This is a genomic window from Pseudomonas sp. AE27, from assembly GCF_037113495.1.
GTDB lineage: Bacteria > Pseudomonadota > Gammaproteobacteria > Pseudomonadales > Pseudomonadaceae > Aquipseudomonas > Aquipseudomonas palmensis.
This window is the reverse complement of the sequence record NZ_CP146966.1, coordinates 23,641-42,815: the sequence shown is the minus strand read 5'-3', so window position 1 is coordinate 42,815 and position 19,175 is coordinate 23,641. Positions and strand designations below refer to the sequence as shown.

General features: G+C 64.4%; 16 protein-coding genes. 5 read left to right on the top strand and 11 right to left on the bottom strand.

Annotation, left to right across the window (positions count from 1 at the left end; translation table 11 throughout):
- Positions 1 to 8 precede the first annotated feature (8 nt).
- Positions 9 to 1,562 (top strand): AmpG family muropeptide MFS transporter, encoded by a 1,554-nt coding sequence (locus tag V9K84_RS00210; protein ID WP_043862085.1) that lies wholly within the window; start codon positions 9 to 11, stop codon positions 1,560 to 1,562.
- Here V9K84_RS00210 and V9K84_RS00205 read toward each other — a convergent pair.
- The 3 genes from V9K84_RS00205 to V9K84_RS00195 all read right to left on the bottom strand — a co-directional run bounded on the left by V9K84_RS00205 (position 1,559) and on the right by V9K84_RS00195 (position 4,447).
- Positions 1,559 to 2,803: an MFS transporter gene (locus tag V9K84_RS00205; protein WP_043862084.1), complete on the bottom strand. Its 1,245-nt coding sequence runs from the start codon at positions 2,801 to 2,803 to the stop codon at positions 1,559 to 1,561. The genes V9K84_RS00210 and V9K84_RS00205 overlap by 4 nt on opposite strands.
- Before the next feature lie 195 nt (positions 2,804 to 2,998).
- Positions 2,999 to 3,844: a mechanosensitive ion channel family protein gene (locus V9K84_RS00200; protein ID WP_043862083.1), complete on the bottom strand. Its 846-nt coding sequence runs from the start codon at positions 3,842 to 3,844 to the stop codon at positions 2,999 to 3,001.
- A 117-nt stretch (positions 3,845 to 3,961) separates the two neighbouring features.
- On the bottom strand, positions 3,962 to 4,447 hold the full coding sequence (locus V9K84_RS00195; RefSeq protein WP_043862082.1) for a YajQ family cyclic di-GMP-binding protein: 486 nt from the start codon (positions 4,445 to 4,447) through the stop codon (positions 3,962 to 3,964).
- A gap of 116 nt (positions 4,448 to 4,563) precedes the next feature.
- On the opposite strand from V9K84_RS00195, the gene V9K84_RS00190 reads away from it, so the two are divergent.
- The 3 genes from V9K84_RS00190 to V9K84_RS00180 are packed head-to-tail and all read left to right on the top strand — an operon-like array spanning position 4,564 to position 8,127.
- Positions 4,564 to 5,481 carry a putative 2-dehydropantoate 2-reductase gene (locus V9K84_RS00190; protein ID WP_054914830.1) on the top strand — a complete coding sequence of 306 codons (918 nt, stop codon included), beginning with the start codon at positions 4,564 to 4,566 and terminating at the stop codon, positions 5,479 to 5,481.
- A 46-nt stretch (positions 5,482 to 5,527) separates the two neighbouring features.
- The gene (locus V9K84_RS00185; RefSeq protein WP_054914831.1) at positions 5,528 to 7,564 is read left to right on the top strand and encodes an ATP-binding protein; all 2,037 of its coding nucleotides are present in this window, start codon (positions 5,528 to 5,530) and stop codon (positions 7,562 to 7,564) included.
- Positions 7,565 to 7,566: 2 nt separating this feature from the next.
- Positions 7,567 to 8,127 carry a cob(I)yrinic acid a,c-diamide adenosyltransferase gene (locus V9K84_RS00180; protein WP_043862079.1) on the top strand — a complete coding sequence of 187 codons (561 nt, stop codon included), beginning with the start codon at positions 7,567 to 7,569 and terminating at the stop codon, positions 8,125 to 8,127.
- A gap of 78 nt (positions 8,128 to 8,205) precedes the next feature.
- On the opposite strand, the gene V9K84_RS00175 is transcribed toward V9K84_RS00180, so the two are convergent.
- The 4 genes from V9K84_RS00175 to secA form a co-directional block, all read right to left on the bottom strand.
- On the bottom strand, positions 8,206 to 9,150 hold the full coding sequence (locus tag V9K84_RS00175) for a Nudix family hydrolase (RefSeq protein ID WP_043862078.1): 945 nt from the start codon (positions 9,148 to 9,150) through the stop codon (positions 8,206 to 8,208).
- Positions 9,147 to 9,779, bottom strand: coding sequence for a glutathione S-transferase (locus tag V9K84_RS00170; RefSeq protein WP_088515537.1), 633 nt, complete (start codon positions 9,777 to 9,779; stop codon positions 9,147 to 9,149). The genes V9K84_RS00175 and V9K84_RS00170 overlap by 4 nt, the downstream gene beginning before the upstream one ends.
- Before the next feature lie 101 nt (positions 9,780 to 9,880).
- Positions 9,881 to 11,098, bottom strand: a complete 1,218-nt coding sequence (argJ, locus tag V9K84_RS00165; RefSeq protein ID WP_078479527.1) for a bifunctional glutamate N-acetyltransferase/amino-acid acetyltransferase ArgJ — start codon at positions 11,096 to 11,098, stop codon at positions 9,881 to 9,883.
- 124 nt (positions 11,099 to 11,222) lie between these two features.
- A complete protein-coding gene (gene secA, locus V9K84_RS00160) occupies positions 11,223 to 13,958 on the bottom strand; it encodes a preprotein translocase subunit SecA (RefSeq protein ID WP_054914834.1) in 2,736 nt (911 codons plus the stop codon).
- 262 nt (positions 13,959 to 14,220) lie between these two features.
- Here secA and V9K84_RS00155 point away from each other — a divergent pair, with 262 nt between their 5' ends.
- Positions 14,221 to 14,670, top strand: a complete 450-nt coding sequence (locus V9K84_RS00155; RefSeq protein ID WP_054914835.1) for a DUF721 domain-containing protein — start codon at positions 14,221 to 14,223, stop codon at positions 14,668 to 14,670.
- 98 nt (positions 14,671 to 14,768) lie between these two features.
- Here the strand turns inward: V9K84_RS00155 and lpxC are convergent, their stop codons facing one another.
- The 4 genes from lpxC to V9K84_RS00135 form a co-directional block, all read right to left on the bottom strand.
- Positions 14,769 to 15,680 (bottom strand): UDP-3-O-acyl-N-acetylglucosamine deacetylase, encoded by a 912-nt coding sequence (lpxC, locus tag V9K84_RS00150; protein ID WP_043862073.1) that lies wholly within the window; start codon positions 15,678 to 15,680, stop codon positions 14,769 to 14,771.
- Between the two features lie 112 nt (positions 15,681 to 15,792).
- A complete protein-coding gene (gene ftsZ, locus V9K84_RS00145; RefSeq protein ID WP_043862072.1) occupies positions 15,793 to 16,983 on the bottom strand; it encodes a cell division protein FtsZ in 1,191 nt (396 codons plus the stop codon).
- A 56-nt stretch (positions 16,984 to 17,039) separates the two neighbouring features.
- Complete coding sequence (gene ftsA / locus V9K84_RS00140) at positions 17,040 to 18,293, bottom strand: cell division protein FtsA (RefSeq protein WP_043862071.1); 1,254 nt, start codon at positions 18,291 to 18,293, stop codon at positions 17,040 to 17,042.
- Between the two features lie 15 nt (positions 18,294 to 18,308).
- Positions 18,309 to 19,175 carry a cell division protein FtsQ/DivIB gene (locus tag V9K84_RS00135; protein ID WP_058540880.1) on the bottom strand — a complete coding sequence of 289 codons (867 nt, stop codon included), beginning with the start codon at positions 19,173 to 19,175 and terminating at the stop codon, positions 18,309 to 18,311.

Here is a 19,175-nt window from a genome sequence, read left to right as displayed (position 1 = left end):
GTTGGCCCATGCCCCGTAAAACCTGGCGCGCTGCGCTCGCTGCCTATGCCAGCCCGTCGACCCTGGTGCTGTTGCTGCTCGGCTTTGCCGCCGGCCTGCCCTATATGTTGGTGTTCTCGACCCTGTCGGTATGGCTGCGCGAAGCCGGGGTTGCCCGTGAAACCATCGGTTATGCCAGCCTGATCGGCCTGGCCTACGCCTTCAAGTGGGTATGGTCGCCACTGCTGGACCAATGGCGCCTGCCATTGCTGGGCAAGCTTGGCCGACGCCGTTCCTGGCTGGTGCTGTCACAGATCCTGGTGGTCATCGGCCTGGTCGGCATGGGCTTTTGCGACCCGCAGAAGCACCTGTCGTGGCTGATCGCGCTGGCGGTGCTGGTGGCCTTCGCCTCGGCCACCCAGGACATCGCCGTGGATGCCTACCGCCTCGAGATCGCCGGCGACCAGCGCCAGGCCGCCCTGGCCGCCAGCTACATGGCCGGCTACCGGGTCGCCGCCCTGCTGGCCACCGCGGGCGCGCTGTTCTTTGCCGAAGGGTTCGGCTCCACCGGCTTCAGCTACAAGCACAGCGCCTGGACCGGCACCTATGTGCTGTTCGGCGTGCTGATGGTGCCCGCCCTGATCACCAGCCTGCTGATGCGCGAGCCGCCCGTACCCCTGCGTACCCAGCTGTCGGCGGCGCGCTACGGCTTCGGCCACCAGCTGGCCTCGGTCTTCGTGCTGATCATTCTGCTGGTGTCGGTACCGGCGATGTTCACCCAGCTGTACAACACCGATTTCGCCAGCGTGCTGTTCGAAGGCGCCAGCCTGCTCGACCTGCTGCTTGAAGACCGCGCCTTCCTGCGCGCGATCCTCTACATCACCCTCACCACGCTGTGCCTGTCGTCCATGGGACGACGCGGGCTGGCCCCGGTGCTGACCCCGGTCAACGACTTCATCGTGCGCTACCGCTGGCAGGCGCTGCTGCTGCTGGGGCTGATCGCCACCTACCGCATGTCGGACACGGTGATGGGCGTGATGGCCAACGTGTTCTATATCGACCAGGGCTTCACCAAGGACCAGATCGCCAGCGTCAGCAAGATCTTCGGCCTGTTCATGACCCTGTTCGGGGCCGGCATGGGCGGCCTGCTGATCGTGCGCTTCGGCATCCTGCCGATCCTGTTCATCGGCGGTGTGACCTCCGCCGCGACCAACCTGCTGTTCCTGATGCTCGCCGACATGGGGCCGAACCTGCAGATGCTGGTGGTGACCATCTCGCTCGACAACTTCAGCTCGGGTCTGGCGACCTCGGCCTTCGTGGCCTACCTGTCGAGCCTGACCAACCTGAAGTTCTCGGCCACCCAGTACGCCCTGCTCAGCTCGATCATGCTGCTGTTGCCGCGCCTGATCGGTGGCTACTCAGGCGTGATGGTCGAGAAGTACGGCTATCACGACTTCTTCCTGATCACCGCGATGCTCGGGGTGCCAACGCTGATCCTGATTGCCTTGCACTGGCACCAGGAACTGCGGCGCGGCAAGCTGGCCCCCGTGGAGCCCGAGACCACCGAGCGCCCCGGAGCCTAGGCCAGCGACGCCAGTTCGGCGTCGTCCTGCAGCACCGTGCGCAATGGCCACAGCGCCAGCAACCCGGCGCAACCTGCCGCCAGGGCGAAGCTCAACAGGCTCGCACCTGCCCCCAGCATCGCCAGCAAGGCGCCGCCCAGGCCCAGCAAGGCGATGGTGATCATGCCCAGCATCGCCGACACCAGGCCCTTGCTCTGCTCGCTGGAGAACAGCGTCATGCGGTACAGCACCGCGTTGGCGATGCCCAGGCCCAGTGCGTACAGCGACATGCCCGCCACCAGGCTGAACACCGAAGGGTACAGCCAGGTGCCCAGCATGGCCGCGCCCAGGCCGATCAGATACGGCCACAGGGCCTTGCGGATCAGCGCGCGCAGGCTGTAGCGCTCGGCAATGCGGTTGATGATCAGGTTGCCCGCAATCAGGCCACCGAACACCGGCAATTGCCACAGTGCATAGTCCAGGGTGCTCAAGCCCTCGTCATGAATCAGCAGCACCGGCGACAGACCGATCCAGCCGATCAGCGGCAGGCCCACCAGGCCCAGGGCAGCGCTGCCGGCAACGAAGCGGCGGTTGCCCAGCAGTTGCCCGTAACCGGCCAGCAAGGGCAGCAGGTGGATGGGCTGGAAGGCCAGGCGCGTACCGTCGCGTCGCTCCACCCCCAGGGTTTCAGGCATGAAGCGGTACAGCGCGCACCAGGTCAGCACGGCGAACCCTGCGAACAGTACGAACAGCCAGCGCCACGACACCCACTCCAGCAGCACGGTGCCTACCAGTGGGCCGAGCAGCGGCGAAAGCAGGGCGATGTTGGCCAGCAGGGCCATCATGCGCACCGCATCCGCCTCGCTGAAGGCTTCGTTCAGGGCCGGGTAGCTGACCGTGACCACAAAGCCCAGGCCGATGCCCTGCAAGAGGCGCAGCAGGTTGAACAGCTCGATGCCCTCGACCCAGTAGGTGGCCAGGCAGGCCAGGCAGAAAATGGCGCATCCCCACAGCAGCAGCGGACGCCGCCCGTAGCGGTCGGCCAGCGGGCCGATCAGCCACTGCAGCAGCACACCGCCAAGCAGGTAGAGGTTCAGCGCATGGGGGATGAATTCGGGGCTGGCATTCAGGTCGCCCACCACCGTGGGCATGGCAGGCATCACCACGTCGCTGGCCAGGTAGGTCAGCAGCTCGAACAGCGCCAGGGTCATGGCGAAACAGAATGCCCGGAACGGGGTGATGTTTATCAGCGGGGTAAGCATGGCAAGGCCTGGCAGGGAAAATCAGCCAGCCTGTATGCCAGAAAAGGCAAAGGTCGGACAGTAACAAGAAGTGAACAAGTGTAATCGGTGCACCCGAATCGCGGGGCAAGCCGCGCTCCCACGCGGTAATCACTGTCTCCAGACACATGATGTACCTGTGGGAGCGGGCTTGACCCGCGATGAGCTCGACGCGTGTTACTGCACGGCCGCTTCCTGCACCACACGGATTACCCGCTGCGGAAACGGGATGTCGATGCCCTCGGCCTTCAACCGGTCGCGCGCATGCTCGTTGAGCATGAACATCACGTCCCAGTAGTCAGCCGTCTTCACCCAGGCTCGCAGCGACACGGTGATCGAGCTGTCGCCCAGTGCCGAAATCACCGCCTGGGGCGCGCCCGGTTCCTGCAGCACCCGCGGGTCATTGGCCAGGTCCAGCAGCACCTTGCGCGCTACCTGCAGGTCGGCCTCGTAGTCCACGCCCACATCGAACACCACCTTGCGGGTCGGCTGGCGGTTGGTGTTGGTGATGATGCCGTTGGACAGGCTGCCGTTGGGCAGGATCACCGTCTTGTTGTCACCGGTACGCAGCACCGTGTGGAAGATCTGGATGCTGTCCACGGTACCGCTGACCCCCTGGGCCTCGATCCAGTCGCCCAGGCGGAACGGACGGAACAGCAGGATCAGCACCCCACCGGCGAAGTTCGCCAGGCTGCCCTGCAAGGCCAGGCCGATGGCCAGGCCGGCGGCACCGATGGCGGCCACGAACGAGGTGGTCTCGATGCCGATCATCGAGGCCACGCTGACCACCAGCAGGATCTTCAGAATGATGTTCGCCAGGCTGCTGATGAAGCCTTGCAGCGCCAGGTCGGCGTTGCGCAGGGCCAGCAGCTTGCCCAGGCGGTAGGTGACCTTGTTGATCACCCACCAGCCGATGGCCAGGGTCAGCAGCGCCAGCAACAGGCGACTGCCATATTCCATGATCATCGGGATCCAGGTCTGCGAAGTCCTGACCAGCTGATCCACTTCAGCGTTCAAATCCATAGGTTGTCTCCTGATGCCGGGCGGCAAAAAACGGGGAAAGCGTGGCGCCGCAATCGTTTCAGCGGCCGCAGAAACCTCGGACGCCGAAACGGCGCCAAGGTTCCGGGTACACGGGGATCAGTCGCGGAAGTTGTTGAACTGCAGCGGCATGCCGAACTCCTTGGCACGCAGGGCCGCGATGGCCTCCTGCAGGTCGTCGCGTTTCTTGCCGGTGACACGTACCTGCTCGCCCTGGATGGCGGCCTGGACCTTGAGCTTGGCGTCCTTGATGTGGGCAACGATCTTCTTGGCCAGTTCCTTGTCGATGCCTTCCTTCAGCGTCGCTTCCTGCTTCATCACCTTGCCCGATGCGAAGGCATCCTTGACCTCCAGGCACTGCACGTCGATCTTGCGCTTGACCAGCGCCAGCTTGAGGATGTCGATCATCGCCTCGAGCTGGAACTCGGCCTCGGCGGTGAGGTTGACGGTCAGTTCCTTTTCCTTGAACTCGAAGCTGCCCTTGCCCTTGAGGTCGTAGCGGCGGTCGAGCTCCTTGACCGCGTTTTCCACGGCGTTGGTGACTTCGTGCTTGTCCAGTTCCGATACCACGTCGAACGACGGCATATCCATTCTCCAAAAAAATAAACGCACGCTCATGGGCCCCTGGTCGCAGAGCATGATGGAGCGTGCCGGGTTTGACGGTTAAAATGCGGGTTCATTATAACGGTTGCGAAACGCAGATGAGCAGCACCTGGCATATTCTCGGCGCCGGCAGCCTGGGCAGCCTCTGGGCCTGCCGCCTGGCACAGGCCGGCAAGGCGGTCCGCCTGATACTGCGAGACCCTGCGCGCCTGCACGCCTACGAGGCGGCGGGCGGCCTGAGCCTGGTACACAACGGCCAGGCGCAGCGCCACGCGATCCCCGCCGAAACCGCCGATGCAGGCACGCCTATCCACCGGCTGCTGGTGGCCTGCAAGGCCTACGACGCGCCCGCGGCAGTGGCGCAGCTGGCGCCGCGACTGGCGCGCAATGCCGAGCTGGTGCTGCTGCAGAACGGCCTGGGCAGCCAGGACGAAGTCGCCAGCCAGGTCCCCCACGCACGCTGCATCTTCGCCTCCAGCACCGAGGGCGCGTTTCGCGAAGCCGACTGGCAGGTGAACTTTGCCGGGCATGGCTTCAACTGGCTGGGCGACCCGGCCAACCCGCTGCCGCCCGATTGGCTCGACGACCTGACCGACGCCGGCATCCCGCACCAGTGGACCCCGGACATCCTCACCCGGCTGTGGCGCAAGCTGGCGCTCAACTGCGCCATCAACCCACTGACCGTGCTGCATGCGTGCCGCAACGGCGGCCTGGCCGAGCATCACTGCGAGGTGGCCACGCTGTGCGCGGAACTGGCCGAGCTGCTGCAGCACTGCGGCCAGCCCGAAGCCGCCACCGACCTGCAGGTCGAGGTCGAACGGGTCATCCAGGCCACGGCGGCGAACTACTCTTCCATGTACCAGGACGTGCGCCAGGGCCGACGCACCGAGATCCACTACCTGCTCGGCCACGCCTGCCGCGTTGCCGCCCGCCACGGCCGCCATCTGGCGCACCTTGAACGGCTGCACCGGCGCCTGGTCGAACACCTGAAAGCACGCGGGTTGCCCAGCGACTGAGGGCAACGCTACCCTGCCCCTCCACCCACAGGATCACGCCGTCACCATGCCCTTGCGCGAACGCCTGGAAAACCTGCCGGTCGGCCAGAAGCTGCTGGCCGCCCTGCTGGTGCTGCTGATCACCATTCTGCTGGTGGCCAACCTGACCTTCATCAGCGCCGCCTACTGGATCTCCCAGGAGGCCATGGCGCCCCAGGCCCTGCAGACCATCGGCCGCCTGGTATCGCACCCGGAGCTGGCACAGCGCGCCGCCGACTCGCCAGAGGCGGCCAACGACCTGCTCAAGGAACTGGACAGCTACACCCCGCTGCGCGCCGCCGCGCTGTATGGCAGCGACGGCAAGCTGCTGGCGCAGTTGCAGCACGGCGAACCCCTGGCAGTGCCCAAGCGCTACCGCAACATCGAAAGCTGGCGCCTGACCGAGTTTCGCAGCACCCAGCTGGTAACCCTGCCGCGCCCCGGCAACCCGCCCGGGCATCTGCTGCTGGTGGCCAGCAGCGAGCTGCCGATGGCCTTCTATACTGGCACGCTGACCGCCAGCCTGGGCATCCTGGTGTTCAGCATCCTGCTATGGATGCTGATTGCGCGGCAGATCAAGCGCCTGATCACCCAGCCGATCTACCAGCTCGAACAGCTCTCGCGCCAGGTGACCCGCGAAGAGAACTATGCCCTGCGCGCGCGCCCCGGCAACCGCGACGAAATCGGCAGCCTGGCCGAGGCGTTCAACACCATGCTGTCGCGCATCGAAGCCCGCGAACAGCAACTCAAGCGCGCCCGCGACGAATTCCAGACCGCCTATGACCAGGCCCAGGGCCTGGCCGAGGAAACCCGTCACACCAACCGCAAACTGGAACTCGAAGTACAGGTGCGCAGCAAGATCGAGCGCAAGCTCACCGGCTTTCAGAACTACCTCAACAGCATCATCGACTCCATGCCCTCGGCACTGATCGCCCTGGACGAACAGCTCTACGTGACCCAGTGGAACCAGGAGGCCAGCGCGCTTTCCGGCACGCCGCTGGACGAGGCGCTGAACCAGCCGATCTTCCTCGCGTTCGAGCCGCTCAAGCCGTTCCTGCCGCAGCTCAAGGAAAGCGTCGAGAAGCACCGCGTGGCCAAGATCGAGCGGGTCACCTGGACCAGGGGCGACGATGCGCGCCACTACGCCCTGACCTTCTACCCGCTGATGGGCGGTGGCGGGCGCGGCGTGGTGATTCGCATCGACGACATCACCCAGCGCCTGTCGCTCGAAGAGATGATGGTGCAGTCGGAGAAGATGCTCTCGGTCGGTGGCCTGGCTGCTGGCATGGCGCACGAGATCAACAACCCGCTGGGGGCGATCCTGCACAACGTGCAGAACATCCGTCGACGCCTGTCCCCCGACCTGCCGAAGAACCTGGAGCAGGCCAGCGAAACCGGCATCGACCTGGGTACGGTCAACCAGTACCTGGAAAACCGCCAGGTACCCCAGTTGCTCGATGGTATCCAGCAGGCCGGCGCACGGGCGGCCAAGATCGTCACCCACATGCTCAGCTTCAGCCGCCGCAGCAATCGCCAGATGGCACCGTGCGACCTGCCGGCACTGATCGACCAGGCGGTGGAGATCGCCGGCAACGACTTCGACCTGACCGAAGGCTTCGACTTCAAGGGCCAGGCCATCGTGCGCCAGTTCGACCCGGCCCTGGGCCCGGTGCCCGGCACCGCCAACGAGCTGGAACAGGTGCTGCTCAACCTGCTCAAGAACGCCGCCCAGGCGATTCACCAGCGCGAAGACGACAGCGAACCGGGGCGTATCATCCTGCGTACCCGGCTCAACCCGCCGTGGGCCGAGATCCAGGTCGAAGACAACGGCGTGGGCATGCCCGAGGCGGTGCGCAAGCGCACCTTCGAGCCGTTCTTCACCACCAAGGAAATCGGCCAGGGCACTGGCCTGGGCCTGTCGGTGTCGTATTTCATCATCACCAACAACCATAAGGGCCAGATGGAGGTGCAGTCGGCGCCGGGTCAGGGCACGTGCTTCACCTTGCGCCTGCCGCTGAGCAACCTGCCGATGCCACCCCCCGGCCCGCCAACGATGGAGTCATGAGCATGGGTTTTCGCTTGTCGAAGATTTACACCCGCACCGGCGACAAGGGCGAAACCGGCCTGGGCGACGGCCGCCGCGTCGCCAAGGACCATCCGCGCATCGAGGCCATCGGCGAGGTGGACACGCTCAACAGCCAGCTGGGCGTGTTGCTGGCAGGCCTGGCCGAGCAACACCTGGACGAGGTGGTCGAAGTGCTGGCGCCGTGTCAGCATCGGCTGTTCGACCTGGGTGGTGAGCTGGCGATGCCCAGTTACCAGGCCTTGAACGAGGCCGAGGTGCAGCGCCTGGAAGCGGCGATCGACCACTGGAACGAAGAGCTGGGGCCTCTGGAGAACTTCATTCTGCCGGGCGGTTCGGCGCTGATTGCCCAGGCCCATGTATGCCGCAGCCTGGCCCGCAGTGCGGAGCGGCGGTGTCAGCAGTTGAATGCGGCAGAGCCGCTGGCGGGGGTGGGGCTGGCGTACATCAATCGGCTGTCGGACTTGCTGTTCGTGGCGGCGCGGGTGATTGCGCGGCGCCAGGGGGTGGCGGAGGTGTTGTGGCAGGCTGCGGCCAGGCCATGACGCCGCTTCGCCGGCAAGGCCGGCTCCTACAAAGGTCAGCGCCGTCTGTAGGAGCCGGCCTTGCCGGCGAGGCTTCACTCAGGCCTCAGGCCAGAACGCCCGAATTCCGGCCACGCCTTGGGCGCCGAACTGCCAGGCCCGCTCGCAATCAGCCGGCCCCACGCCACCCAGCACATACACCGGCCGGTTGAAGCCTTCGATCAGCTCGCTGGCCTGCTCCCAGCCCAACGGTACCGCCTCGGGATGCGTCTGGGTCGCCTGCACCGGCGACAGGGTGACGAAATCCACCCCCATCTGCTCGGCCAGCGCCAGTTCTTCGGCGTTGTGACAAGACGCGGCCAGCCAGCGCTCTCTGGGGAACGGTCGGCCCTTGGGCGCGTATTTGCGCAACTGCTCGGCCGTAAGGTGCCACCCTGCCGCCGGGAAATCGCCCAGCCACTCCAGCGGCCCCTTGAGCATCAACTGCGCCTTGCCGGCACACAGCCCCACCGCATCCACCGCCACATCGCGGTACTTGGGGTCGTAGCCGTTGGGCGCACGCAACTGCACCAGCTTGATCCCGCCGGCAATCGCCTTCTGGATGCCGCGCAGCAACTGCGGGGCTTCCAGTTCGCCCGGGGTGATCAGGTAGTGGCCAGGCAACCGCGCGGCCGCCACGATGGGCTGGTTGGCTTCAGGGAAGTCGTATTGCGGCAGTTCGCGTGGCGACACCCAGGCCAGTGGCTGGCCTTCGGCGCCATGGGGCTCGCCGGTAAAGCCGTCGACCTCCCACACGTCCAGCAGCACCTGCTTGTCGGGGTAGTCGTGACGCACCTTGATCAAGGGCCGTGCACGGGTCACGACGATGCCCAGTTCCTCGTGCAGCTCGCGGGCCAGGGCGATCTCGACCGCCTCCCCCGCCTCCACCTTGCCGCCGGGAAACTCCCACAGGCCGCCCTGATGCTGGCTGTCGGCACGGCGCGCAATCAGGATGCGCCCGTCGGTGCCACGGATCACCGCAGCGGCAACATGCACCCGCTTCACGACGCACGCTCCGCCAGCGCAGCCTGCTGCCAGGCCTGGAAGGCCGGCCACTGGTAGATGGCCTCGACGTAGGCGGCGGCTGCCGCTGGCAGTTCGACACGGTAGCTGCGCAGGCGCACCGCCACCGGGGCGAAGAAGGCGTCGGCCAGGCTCAGTTCGCCGAACAGGTACGGGCCCGGGGTCTTGGCCACCAGGCGGCACTCGGACCACAGCGCGACGATGCGGTCGATGTCGATCTGCACCTCGAGTGGAATGCTCTCAAGGGCCTGATCGTGGTCCAGGTTCATCGGCATGGTGCTGCGCAGGGCGAAGAAGCCACTGTGCATCTGCGCGCAGGCCGAACGCGCCTGGGCCCGGGCAGCGATGTCGCTGGGCCACAGGTTGGCTTCAGGGTGGCGCTCGGCCAGGTACTCGGCGATTGCCAGCGAATCGGCGATGGTGCCGTGTTCGGACTTGAGCAGGGGCACCTTGCCGGTGGCGGAGTGCGCCAGGATGCGCTGGCGGGTATCGGGCTGGTTGAGGGTGATCAGCAGTTCGGTGTAGGGCACCCTGGCCAGTTCGAGGGCCAGAGCGGCGCGCAGCGACCAGGAGGAATACAGCTTGTCGCCGATGATCAGTTGGTAGCTCATGGGTGGGCTCCATCGGGATGTGCGGGGGCCTATCGCGGGTCAAGCCCGCTCCCACAGGGTTACTGCAATCCTTGAGGGAGCGGGCTTGACCCGCAATACGGTCAGGTACGGTATTCGGCGTTGATCTTCACATACTCATGGGACAGGTCGGTGGTCCAGATCGTCTCGCTGCAGTCGCCACGCCCCAGATCGATGCGGATGGTGATCTCTTCCTGGGCCATCACGGCCGAGCCCTGGGCCTCGGTGTAGGTGGCGTTGCGGCCGCCTTTGCTGGCGATGCACACATCGTCCAGGTACACGTCGATCAGGCTCACGTCCAGGTTCGGCACGCCAGCACGGCCCACAGCTGCCAGGATCCGGCCCCAGTTCGGGTCGGAGGCGAACAGCGCGGTCTTGATCAGCGGCGAATGCGCCACGGCATAGCCGACGTCCAGGCATTCCTGATGATTGCCACCACCGTTGACCTGAACGGTCACGAACTTGGTCGCGCCTTCACCGTCACGCACGATGGCCTGGGCCACTTCCATGCACACCTCGAACACCGCCTTTTTCAACGCGTCGAACAGCGGGCCGCGGGCTTCGGTCACTTCAGCCACGTCGGCCTTGCCGGTGGCGATCAGCATGCAGCAATCGTTGGTCGAGGTATCGCCGTCGATGGTGATGCGGTTGAACGACTTGTTGGCGCCGTCCAGCAGCAGGTCCTTGAGCACGGCCGGCGCCACCTTGGCGTCGGTGGCGATGTAGCCGAGCATGGTCGCCATGTTCGGGCGGATCATCCCGGCGCCCTTGCTGATGCCGGTCACGGTGATGGTCACGCCGTCATGCTGGAACTGGCGGCTGGCACCCTTGGGCAGGGTGTCGGTGGTCATGATGCCGGTGGCAGCCTCGGCCCAGTTGTTTTCCGACAGGTCGTCCAGGGCGGCCTGCAGCGCGCCTTCGATCTTCTCGACCGGCAGTGGCTCACCGATCACACCGGTGGAGAACGGCAGCACCGCATCGGCGTCGACACCCGCCAGCTCGGCCAGCCTGGCGCAGGTGCGCTCGGCAGCGGCCAGGCCGGGGGCGCCGGTACCGGCGTTGGCGTTGCCGGTGTTGGTCAGCAGGTAACGCACACTGCCCTGCACGCGCTGCTTGGCCAGGATCACCGGGGCAGCGCAGAACGCATTGAGGGTGAACACGCCGGCAACGCTGGAGCCTTCGGCGCAGCGCATTACCACAACGTCCTTGCGCCCGGGGCGCTTGATGCCCGCAGAGGCAATACCGAGTTCAAAACCTGGAACCGGGTGCAACGTTGGCAAAGGACCAAGACCGACAGCCATGAAAGCGCTCCTAGAAAAAAGGCGCCGGCTCGAGATACCGGCGCTTGAGATGGAACAACGCCGCGACGGTTGGGCCCGTCGCGGCGCGGTGTTCAGATATCAGCAGGGGGCAACGGCGGTGCGATCAGTCGATCTTGCCGTGGCACTGCTTGAACTTCTTGCCCGAACCGCACCAGCAGGGTTCGTTGCGGCCCAGCTTCTGCTCGTTGCGCACCGGCGCTGCGGCCACGGCGACGTCGGCACCCTCCTCAAGCAGCTCGCCCGCTTCCAGGCCAGGGGCCTCGGCGTGCTGGAACTGCATGCGCTGGGCCAGCTCTTCGGCTTCGCGGCGCAGGCGTGCTTCCTCTTCGATCGGGTCTTCGCGGCGAACCTGAACGTGCGAGAGCACGCGGATGGTGTCGCGCTTGATCGAGTCCAGCAGTTCCTGGAACAGGGCAAACGACTCGCGCTTGTATTCCTGCTTCGGGTTCTTCTGGGCGTAGCCACGCAGGTGGATACCGTGGCGCAGGTGATCCATGGTCGACAGGTGGTCTTTCCACAGGTCGTCGATCACACGCAGCAGGATCTGCTTCTCGAAGGTACGCAGGGCATCGGCGCTGGCCTGCTCTTCCTTCTCGTTGTAGGCCGCCATCAGCTCGGCCATCAACTTCTCGCGCAGGGTCTCTTCGTACAGGTGGTCGTCTTCGTCCAGCCACTGCTGGATCGGCAGCTTGACCCCGAAATCGCTGGCCAGGGCCGCTTCCAGACCCGGCACGTCCCACTGCTCGGGCAGCGACTGTGGCGGGATGTGCTGGGCCACGGTGGCATCGAGCACTTCCTGGCGGAACTCGGCGATGGTGTCGCCGATGTTGGTCGCCGCCAGCAGGCTGTTGCGCATGTGGTAGATGACCTTACGCTGCTCGTTGGCCACGTCGTCGAATTCGAGCAGTTGCTTGCGGATGTCGAAGTTGCGACCTTCGACCTTGCGCTGGGCCTTCTCGATGGCGTTGGTGACCATGCGGTGCTCGATGGCCTCGCCGGACTGCATGCCCAGGGCCTTCATGAAGTTCTTGACCCGGTCGGAGGCGAAGATGCGCATCAGGCTGTCTTCCAGCGACAGGTAGAAGCGGCTCGAGCCCGGGTCGCCCTGACGGCCGGAACGGCCACGCAACTGGTTGTCGATACGGCGCGATTCGTGGCGCTCGGAGGCGATCACGTGCAGACCACCGGACTCGATCACCTGCTGGTGACGCTTCTGCCAGTCGGCCTTGACCTGGGCAACCTGCTCGGGCGTCGGGTTGTCCATGGCAGCCACTTCGACTTCCCAGTTGCCGCCCAGCAGGATGTCGGTACCACGACCGGCCATGTTGGTGGCGATGGTCAGTGCACCCGGGCGACCGGCCTGGGCGATGATCTCGGCTTCCTTCTCGTGGAACTTGGCGTTCAGGACCTTGTGATCGATGCCTTCCTTGATCAGCAGGTTGGACATGTGCTCGGAGGTTTCGATGGTGGCGGTACCCACCAGCACCGGACGCCCGGAAGCCATGCTCTCCTTGATGTCGGCGATGATCGCGGTGTACTTCTCTTCGGCCGTCAGGTAGACCAGGTCGTTGAAGTCCTTGCGCGCCAGCGGCTTGTTCGGCGGGATCACCATCACGTTGAGCTGGTAGATCTGGGCGAATTCGAACGCTTCGGTGTCAGCGGTACCGGTCATGCCGGACAGCTTGTTGTACAGGCGGAAGTAGTTCTGGAACGTGGTCGAGGCCAGGGTCTGGCTCTCGGGCTGGATGTTCAGGTTTTCCTTGGCCTCGATGGCCTGGTGCAGGCCCTCGGACAGGCGACGGCCCGGCATGGTGCGGCCGGTGTGCTCGTCGATCAGCAGGATCTGGCCGTCCTGCACGATGTATTCGACATTGCGGTGGAACAGCTTGTGGGCACGCAGGCCGGCATACACGTGGGTCAGCAGGCCCAGGTTGTGCGCCGAGTAGAGGCTCTCGCCCTCGGCCAGCATGCCGACCTGGGTGAGCATCTCTTCGATGTACTGGTGACCGGCTTCGTTGAGTTCGACCTGGCGGGTCTTCTCGTCGATGCTGTAGTGGCCTTCCTGGGTGACCTGGCCTTCGACCTCTTCGATGTGCTGCTTGAGCTGCGGGATCAGCTTGTTGATCTCGATGTACAGCTTGGAGCTGTCTTCGGCCTGGCCGGAGATGATCAGCGGGGTACGGGCTTCGTCGATCAGGATGGAGTCGACTTCGTCGATCACGGCGAAATTCAGCTCGCGCTGGAATTTCTCTTCCATGCTGAACGCCATGTTGTCGCGCAGGTAGTCGAAACCGAATTCGTTGTTGGTGCCGTAGGTGATGTCGGCGGCATAGGCGATGCGCTTTTCTTCCGGCGGCTGGAACGGGGTGACCACACCCACGGTGAGGCCCAGGTATTCATACAGAGGGCGCATCCAGTTGGCGTCGCGGCGGGCCAGGTAGTCGTTGACCGTGACCACGTGCACGCCCTTGCCGGACAGCGCGTTGAGGTACACGCCCAGGGTCGCCACCAGGGTCTTGCCTTCACCGGTACGCATCTCTGCGATCATGCCCTCGTGCAAGGTCATGCCACCGATCAGCTGTACATCGAAGTGACGCATGCCCATGACCCGCTTGCCGGCCTCGCGCGCAACGGCGAAGGCTTCGGGCAACAGTTGGTCAAGGGTCTCGCCTTTGGCCAGGCGCTCTTTGAACGCTGCGGTCTTGGCCCGCAACTGCTCGTCCGTCAGGGCGACCATCTGCTCTTCGAAGGCATTGACGATCTGTACCGTCTTGAGCATGCGTTTGACTTCACGCTCGTTCTTGCTTCCAAAAAGTTTTTTTAACAAAGGCGCAAACATATTGGCAGGATCTTCCACACGTAGGGATGGAGGGCGGCCCCGTGAGTCGCCCGTGCAGCCCTTATGGCCGCATGCGAACGAGCATTCTACCCGGAAACGATGGTGAGGAAAGTGGCGGATTTCCACGATGCTGGCACAGCGCTTTTGACGGGGCTTTTTTACAATAAGGCCTTTTTCGCCAACTTCAACCCATCGTCACATGAAGAATTACCGGCGGGGCGATCTGTTAAGATGGCGCCACTGTATTTTTCGGACCCTGCCCATGGCTTTTCGCCCCCTGCCCGCCCGTGCACCCGCCGTGCTTTTGCGTGAAGCGAGACCGCTCAAGGCCCTGTTCAGCCAGGCCCAGCGCCTGGCCCAGCTGCAGCGCCTGGTGGAGAGCCAGTTGCAGCCGGCAGCGCGCGAGCATTGCCATGTGGCCTCCTGGCGCGAGGGTACGCTGCTGCTGATCGTCACCGACGGGCACTGGGCCACGCGCCTGCGCTACCAGCAGAAACGCCTGCTGCGCCAGTTGCAGATGATGGAGGCCTTCAGCAGCCTGACCCGCATCAATTTCAGGGTGCAGCCGGTGGCCGGTGTGGCACCCGCGGCGGGGCACCCGATGGACATCTCGACACGTTCGGCGCAGAACATCCACGCTACGGCCGAAGGGATCACCGACCCCAAGCTCAAGGCGGCGCTGGAGCGCCTGGCCAGGCACGGCAAGGGATAGACGAGCGCACAGCGCTCGCAAACCTGCGAGTGCGCGGCAATAAAAAGGGCCACCCGAAGGCAGCCCCAAAAAATAACTAAAGAAGAGAGAGTTCGTACTTACACTGCCGCAACCGGACGCATGTAAGAGATCGGTGCCGTGCTGGCATCTTCGAACGTCACCACTTCCCACGCATCGGTTTCCTCGATCAGCTTGCGCAGCAGCTGATTGTTCAGCGCGTGTCCGGACTTGTAGCCCTTGAACTCGCCGATCAGGCTGTTGCCCAGCAGGTAGAGGTCGCCAATCGCATCGAGGATCTTGTGCTTGACGAATTCGTCTTCGTAGCGAAGGCCGTCTTCGTTGAGCACGCCATCCTTGTCCACGACGATGGCGTTTTCCACGCTGCCGCCGAGGGCGAGATTGTGCTTGCGCAGGTACTCGATGTCACTCATGAACCCGAAGGTACGGGCGCGGCTGACTTCCTTCACGAACGAGGTGCTGGAAAAGTCCACGCTGGCACTCTGGGTCCGGTTGTGGAACACCGGGTGGTCGAAATCGATCTCGAAACTCACCTTGAACCCTTCGAAAGGCAGGAAAGTGGCGCGCTTGTCGCCGTCTTCCACTGTCACTTCACGCAGGATGCGGATGAACTTCTTGGCTGCGTCCTGTTCTTCCAGGCCGGCAGATTGAATCAGGAATACAAAGGGCCCGGCGCTGCCGTCCATAATTGGCACTTCGGACGCGGAGAGCTCGACGTAGGCGTTATCGATGCCCAGGCCAGCCATGGCCGAGAGCAGGTGCTCTACCGTGTCTACCTTGGTATCGCCATTGACCAGTGTCGTGGACATGGTCGTCTCGCCGACGTTTTCCGCACGGGCAGGGATCTGCACCACAGGGTCGAGGTCGGCACGGCAAAATACGATGCCGGTATCCACAGGGGCGGGCTTGAGGGTCAGGTAAACCTTTTCCCCGGAGTGCAGGCCGACACCTGTGGCACGGATGATATTTTTCAGGGTGCGTTGTTTAATCATGGCATTGGCCGCTTCAGCGCAAATTGCGAACTGGTATCAACAAAGGCTGAGGATAATAGCAGACCCGGCCTTTGCTGAACACCAATCACCTTCATAGCCCTGATAAATTCCATTAATCGGCCTGACGACGCAGGAAAGCCGGGATATCCAGATAATCCAGGTCGTCCTGCGGGTTCAGCTTCTGTGCCGCAGCGGCCCCGGCGTGAGCCTGGTTGCGCATGACGGTCGGACGCTCCAGATCGCGGTAGTTGACCGAAGGTTGCTCCGGACGGGCCGGTGCAGGGGCTGGGGTCTGTACAGCGGACGCTTGCAGGGTGTTGTCGATGACCTTGACCGGTTTCTCGATCTTGGCACCCAGGCCGGTGGCTACCACGGTGACGTGCAGCTCGTCGCGCATGTCCGGGTCGATGACGGTACCGACCTTGACCATGGCGTGGTCGGAGGCGAATGCCTCGATGATGCTGCCCACATCGGAGTATTCACCCAGCGACAGGTCAGGACCTGCGGTGATGTTCACCAGGATGCCGCGGGCGCCCTGCAGGTTGACGTCTTCGAGCAGCGGGTTGCGGATGGCCGCCTCGGTCGCTTCACGCGCACGGTTCGGACCGCTGGCGCAGCCGGTACCCATCATGGCCATGCCCATCTCGCTCATCACGGTACGCACGTCGGCGAAGTCGACGTTGATCATGCCCGGACGCTTGATGATGTCGGAGATACCGCGAACGGCACCGGCGAGCACGTCGTCAGCCTTGGCGAAGGCCGACAGCAGGCTGGCATCCTTGCCCAGGATGGTCAGCAGCTTCTCGTTCGGAATGGTGATCAGCGAATCGACGCTGTCGGCCAGGGCACGGATGCCCTCGTCGGCGATCTGCATGCGCTTGCGACCTTCGAACGGGAACGGACGGGTCACCACCGCAACGGTGAGGATGCCCATTTCCTTGGCCACTTCGGCGATGATCGGAGCAGCACCGGTACCGGTACCGCCGCCCATGCCGGTGGTGATGAACACCATGTTGGTGCCTTGCAGCACTTCGGCGATGCGCTCACGGTCTTCCAGCGCGGCCTGACGACCGACTTCCGGATTGGCACCTGCACCCAGGCCCTTGGTCACGCCGGTACCCAGTTGCAGGATGGTGCGCGCGCCGATGTTTTTCAGCGCTTGAGCATCGGTGTTGGCGCAGATGAATTCGACGCCTTCGATGTTGCTCTTGACCATGTGATTGACGGCGTTGCCACCGCCGCCACCGACGCCGATCACTTTGATGACCGGGCTTTGCGGGACGTTGTCTACGAGCTCGAACATTTTCCCTCTCCTTTCAGTTCTCTAGTTTTTTGCGCCTACTACTACTGCTTTGAAACTTAAAAGTTGCCCTGGACCCAGCGCTTGAGTCGCTCAAGCACCGGGGCCTTCGGTTCATCGCCATAGCTGTTGCTGCTGATACCGGTCAGGGTCACGCCTTCGGACTGCTTCTGCAGGCCATAGGTCAGAAGGCCCACGCCGGTGGAATAGATGGGGTTGCGCACCACGTCGCTCAGGCCCCGCACGGTGTAAGGCACGCCCAGGCGTACCGGCATGTGGAAAATCTCTTCGGCCAGTTCCACCGCGCCTTCCATCTTGGCGGTACCGCCAGTGAGCACGATGCCGGCCGGCACCAGGTCTTCGTAGCCACTGCGACGCAGTTCGGCCTGGATCAGGGTGAACAGTTCGTCGTAGCGTGGCTCGACCACTTCGGCCAGGGCCTGGCGCGACAGTTCGCGCGGCGGACGATCACCCACGCTCGGCACCTTGATGGTTTCGCCGGCACCGGCCAGCTTGGCCAGGGCACAGGCGTAGCGGATCTTGATCTCTTCGGCGTACTGGGTGGGGGTACGCAGCGCCATGGCGATGTCGTTGGTCACCTGGTCGCCGGCAATCGGAATCACCGCCGTGTGGCGGATGGCGCCCTCGGTGAAGATCGCGATGTCGGTGGTACCGCCGCCGATGTCCACCAGGCACACGCCCAGCTCTTTTTCGTCATCGGTCAGCACCGAGTAGGCCGAGGCCAGTTGCTCGAGGATGATGTCGTCGATTTCAAGGCCGCAGCGGCGCACGCATTTTTCGATGTTCTGTGCTGCATTGACCGCACAGGTGACCACGTGCACCTTGGCTTCCAGGCGCACGCCGGACATGCCCAGCGGCTCGCGCACGCCTTCCTGGTTGTCGATCACGTAGTCCTGCGGCAGGGTGTGCAGCACCCGCTGGTCGGCCGGGATGGCCACGGCCTGGGCCGCGTCCAGCACCCGCTCCAGGTCCGCCGCGCTGACTTCGCGATCGCGGATGGCGACGATACCGTGGGAGTTCAGGCTGCGGATGTGATTGCCCGCCACGCCGACGAACGCCGAGTGAATCCGGCAGCCAGCCATCAGCTGGGCCTCTTCGACGGCGCGCTGGATCGACTGCACGGTGGATTCGATATTGACCACCACGCCCTTTTTCAGCCCGCGCGATGGATGGGTGCCGATACCGACGATTTCCAGGGTGCCATCGGCGGCCACTTCGCCCACCAGTGCAACCACCTTGGACGTACCGATATCCAGCCCGACGATCATTTTGCCGCTATGCGCATTTGCCATGGGTCCTGCCTCTCTCTAATTCTTCGCAACAGCGGGTTGGGCTGTCGTCGGTGCATTCGGTTCCCGCCAGCCAACGGCCAGGCCATTGGCGTAACGCAGATCGATGCGGGCGATGTTCGTGATCTGTTCTTTGAGCGTCTTGTCGTAAATGGCAATGAAGCGGCGCATCTTTTCCACCAGATGGTCGCGCCCCAGCAGCAACTCGATACCCGGCCCGGCGCTGCCGGCACCAGTGGTCAGGAACCAGCTGCCCCGCTCGCGCAGTTCCAGCCGGGCGATCGAGAAGCCCATGGGCCGCAACATCTGGCTCAGTACCTGATATTGCTGCATCACTTGCTGCTGCGCCCGCTGCGGCCCGAACAGCTGCGGCAGGTGCTCGTAGTTGGCCAGCTCGCGCGGGGTGAAGGCCTGGCCCTGGTTGTTGAGCAGGGCCTCGTCGCCCCAGCGCGCCACCGGCAGCTGTTCCTCGAGGCGGATCACCACTTCGTCCGGCCACACGCGACGCACTTCGGCATGCGCGATCCACGGCATCTGCTCGAGCTCGGTGCGCATGCTGGCCAGGTCGACGGTGAAGAAGCTGGCGGCCACATAGGGCGCGATACGCTGCTGCACGGCCTGCTGGCTGATGTAGCTCAGGTCGCCCTGCACGGCGATCTTGGTGATCGGCCGGTCGGCATACGGCATCAGGCGCTGTGCGCCCTCGTAGGCACCGAACCCGGCCGCTACCAGCAGAACCGGCCACAGCAGACGCTTGAACACGCTGAAATTGGCCTTGGGCAGGCGCGCCGACAGTGGCTCCTTGGCCACCATCCGGCTGGCACCGCGCGGCACCGGCTTGCGGCCGGTGGCGGGTTGCTGATGACGTACCATCGCGCCTTGCAT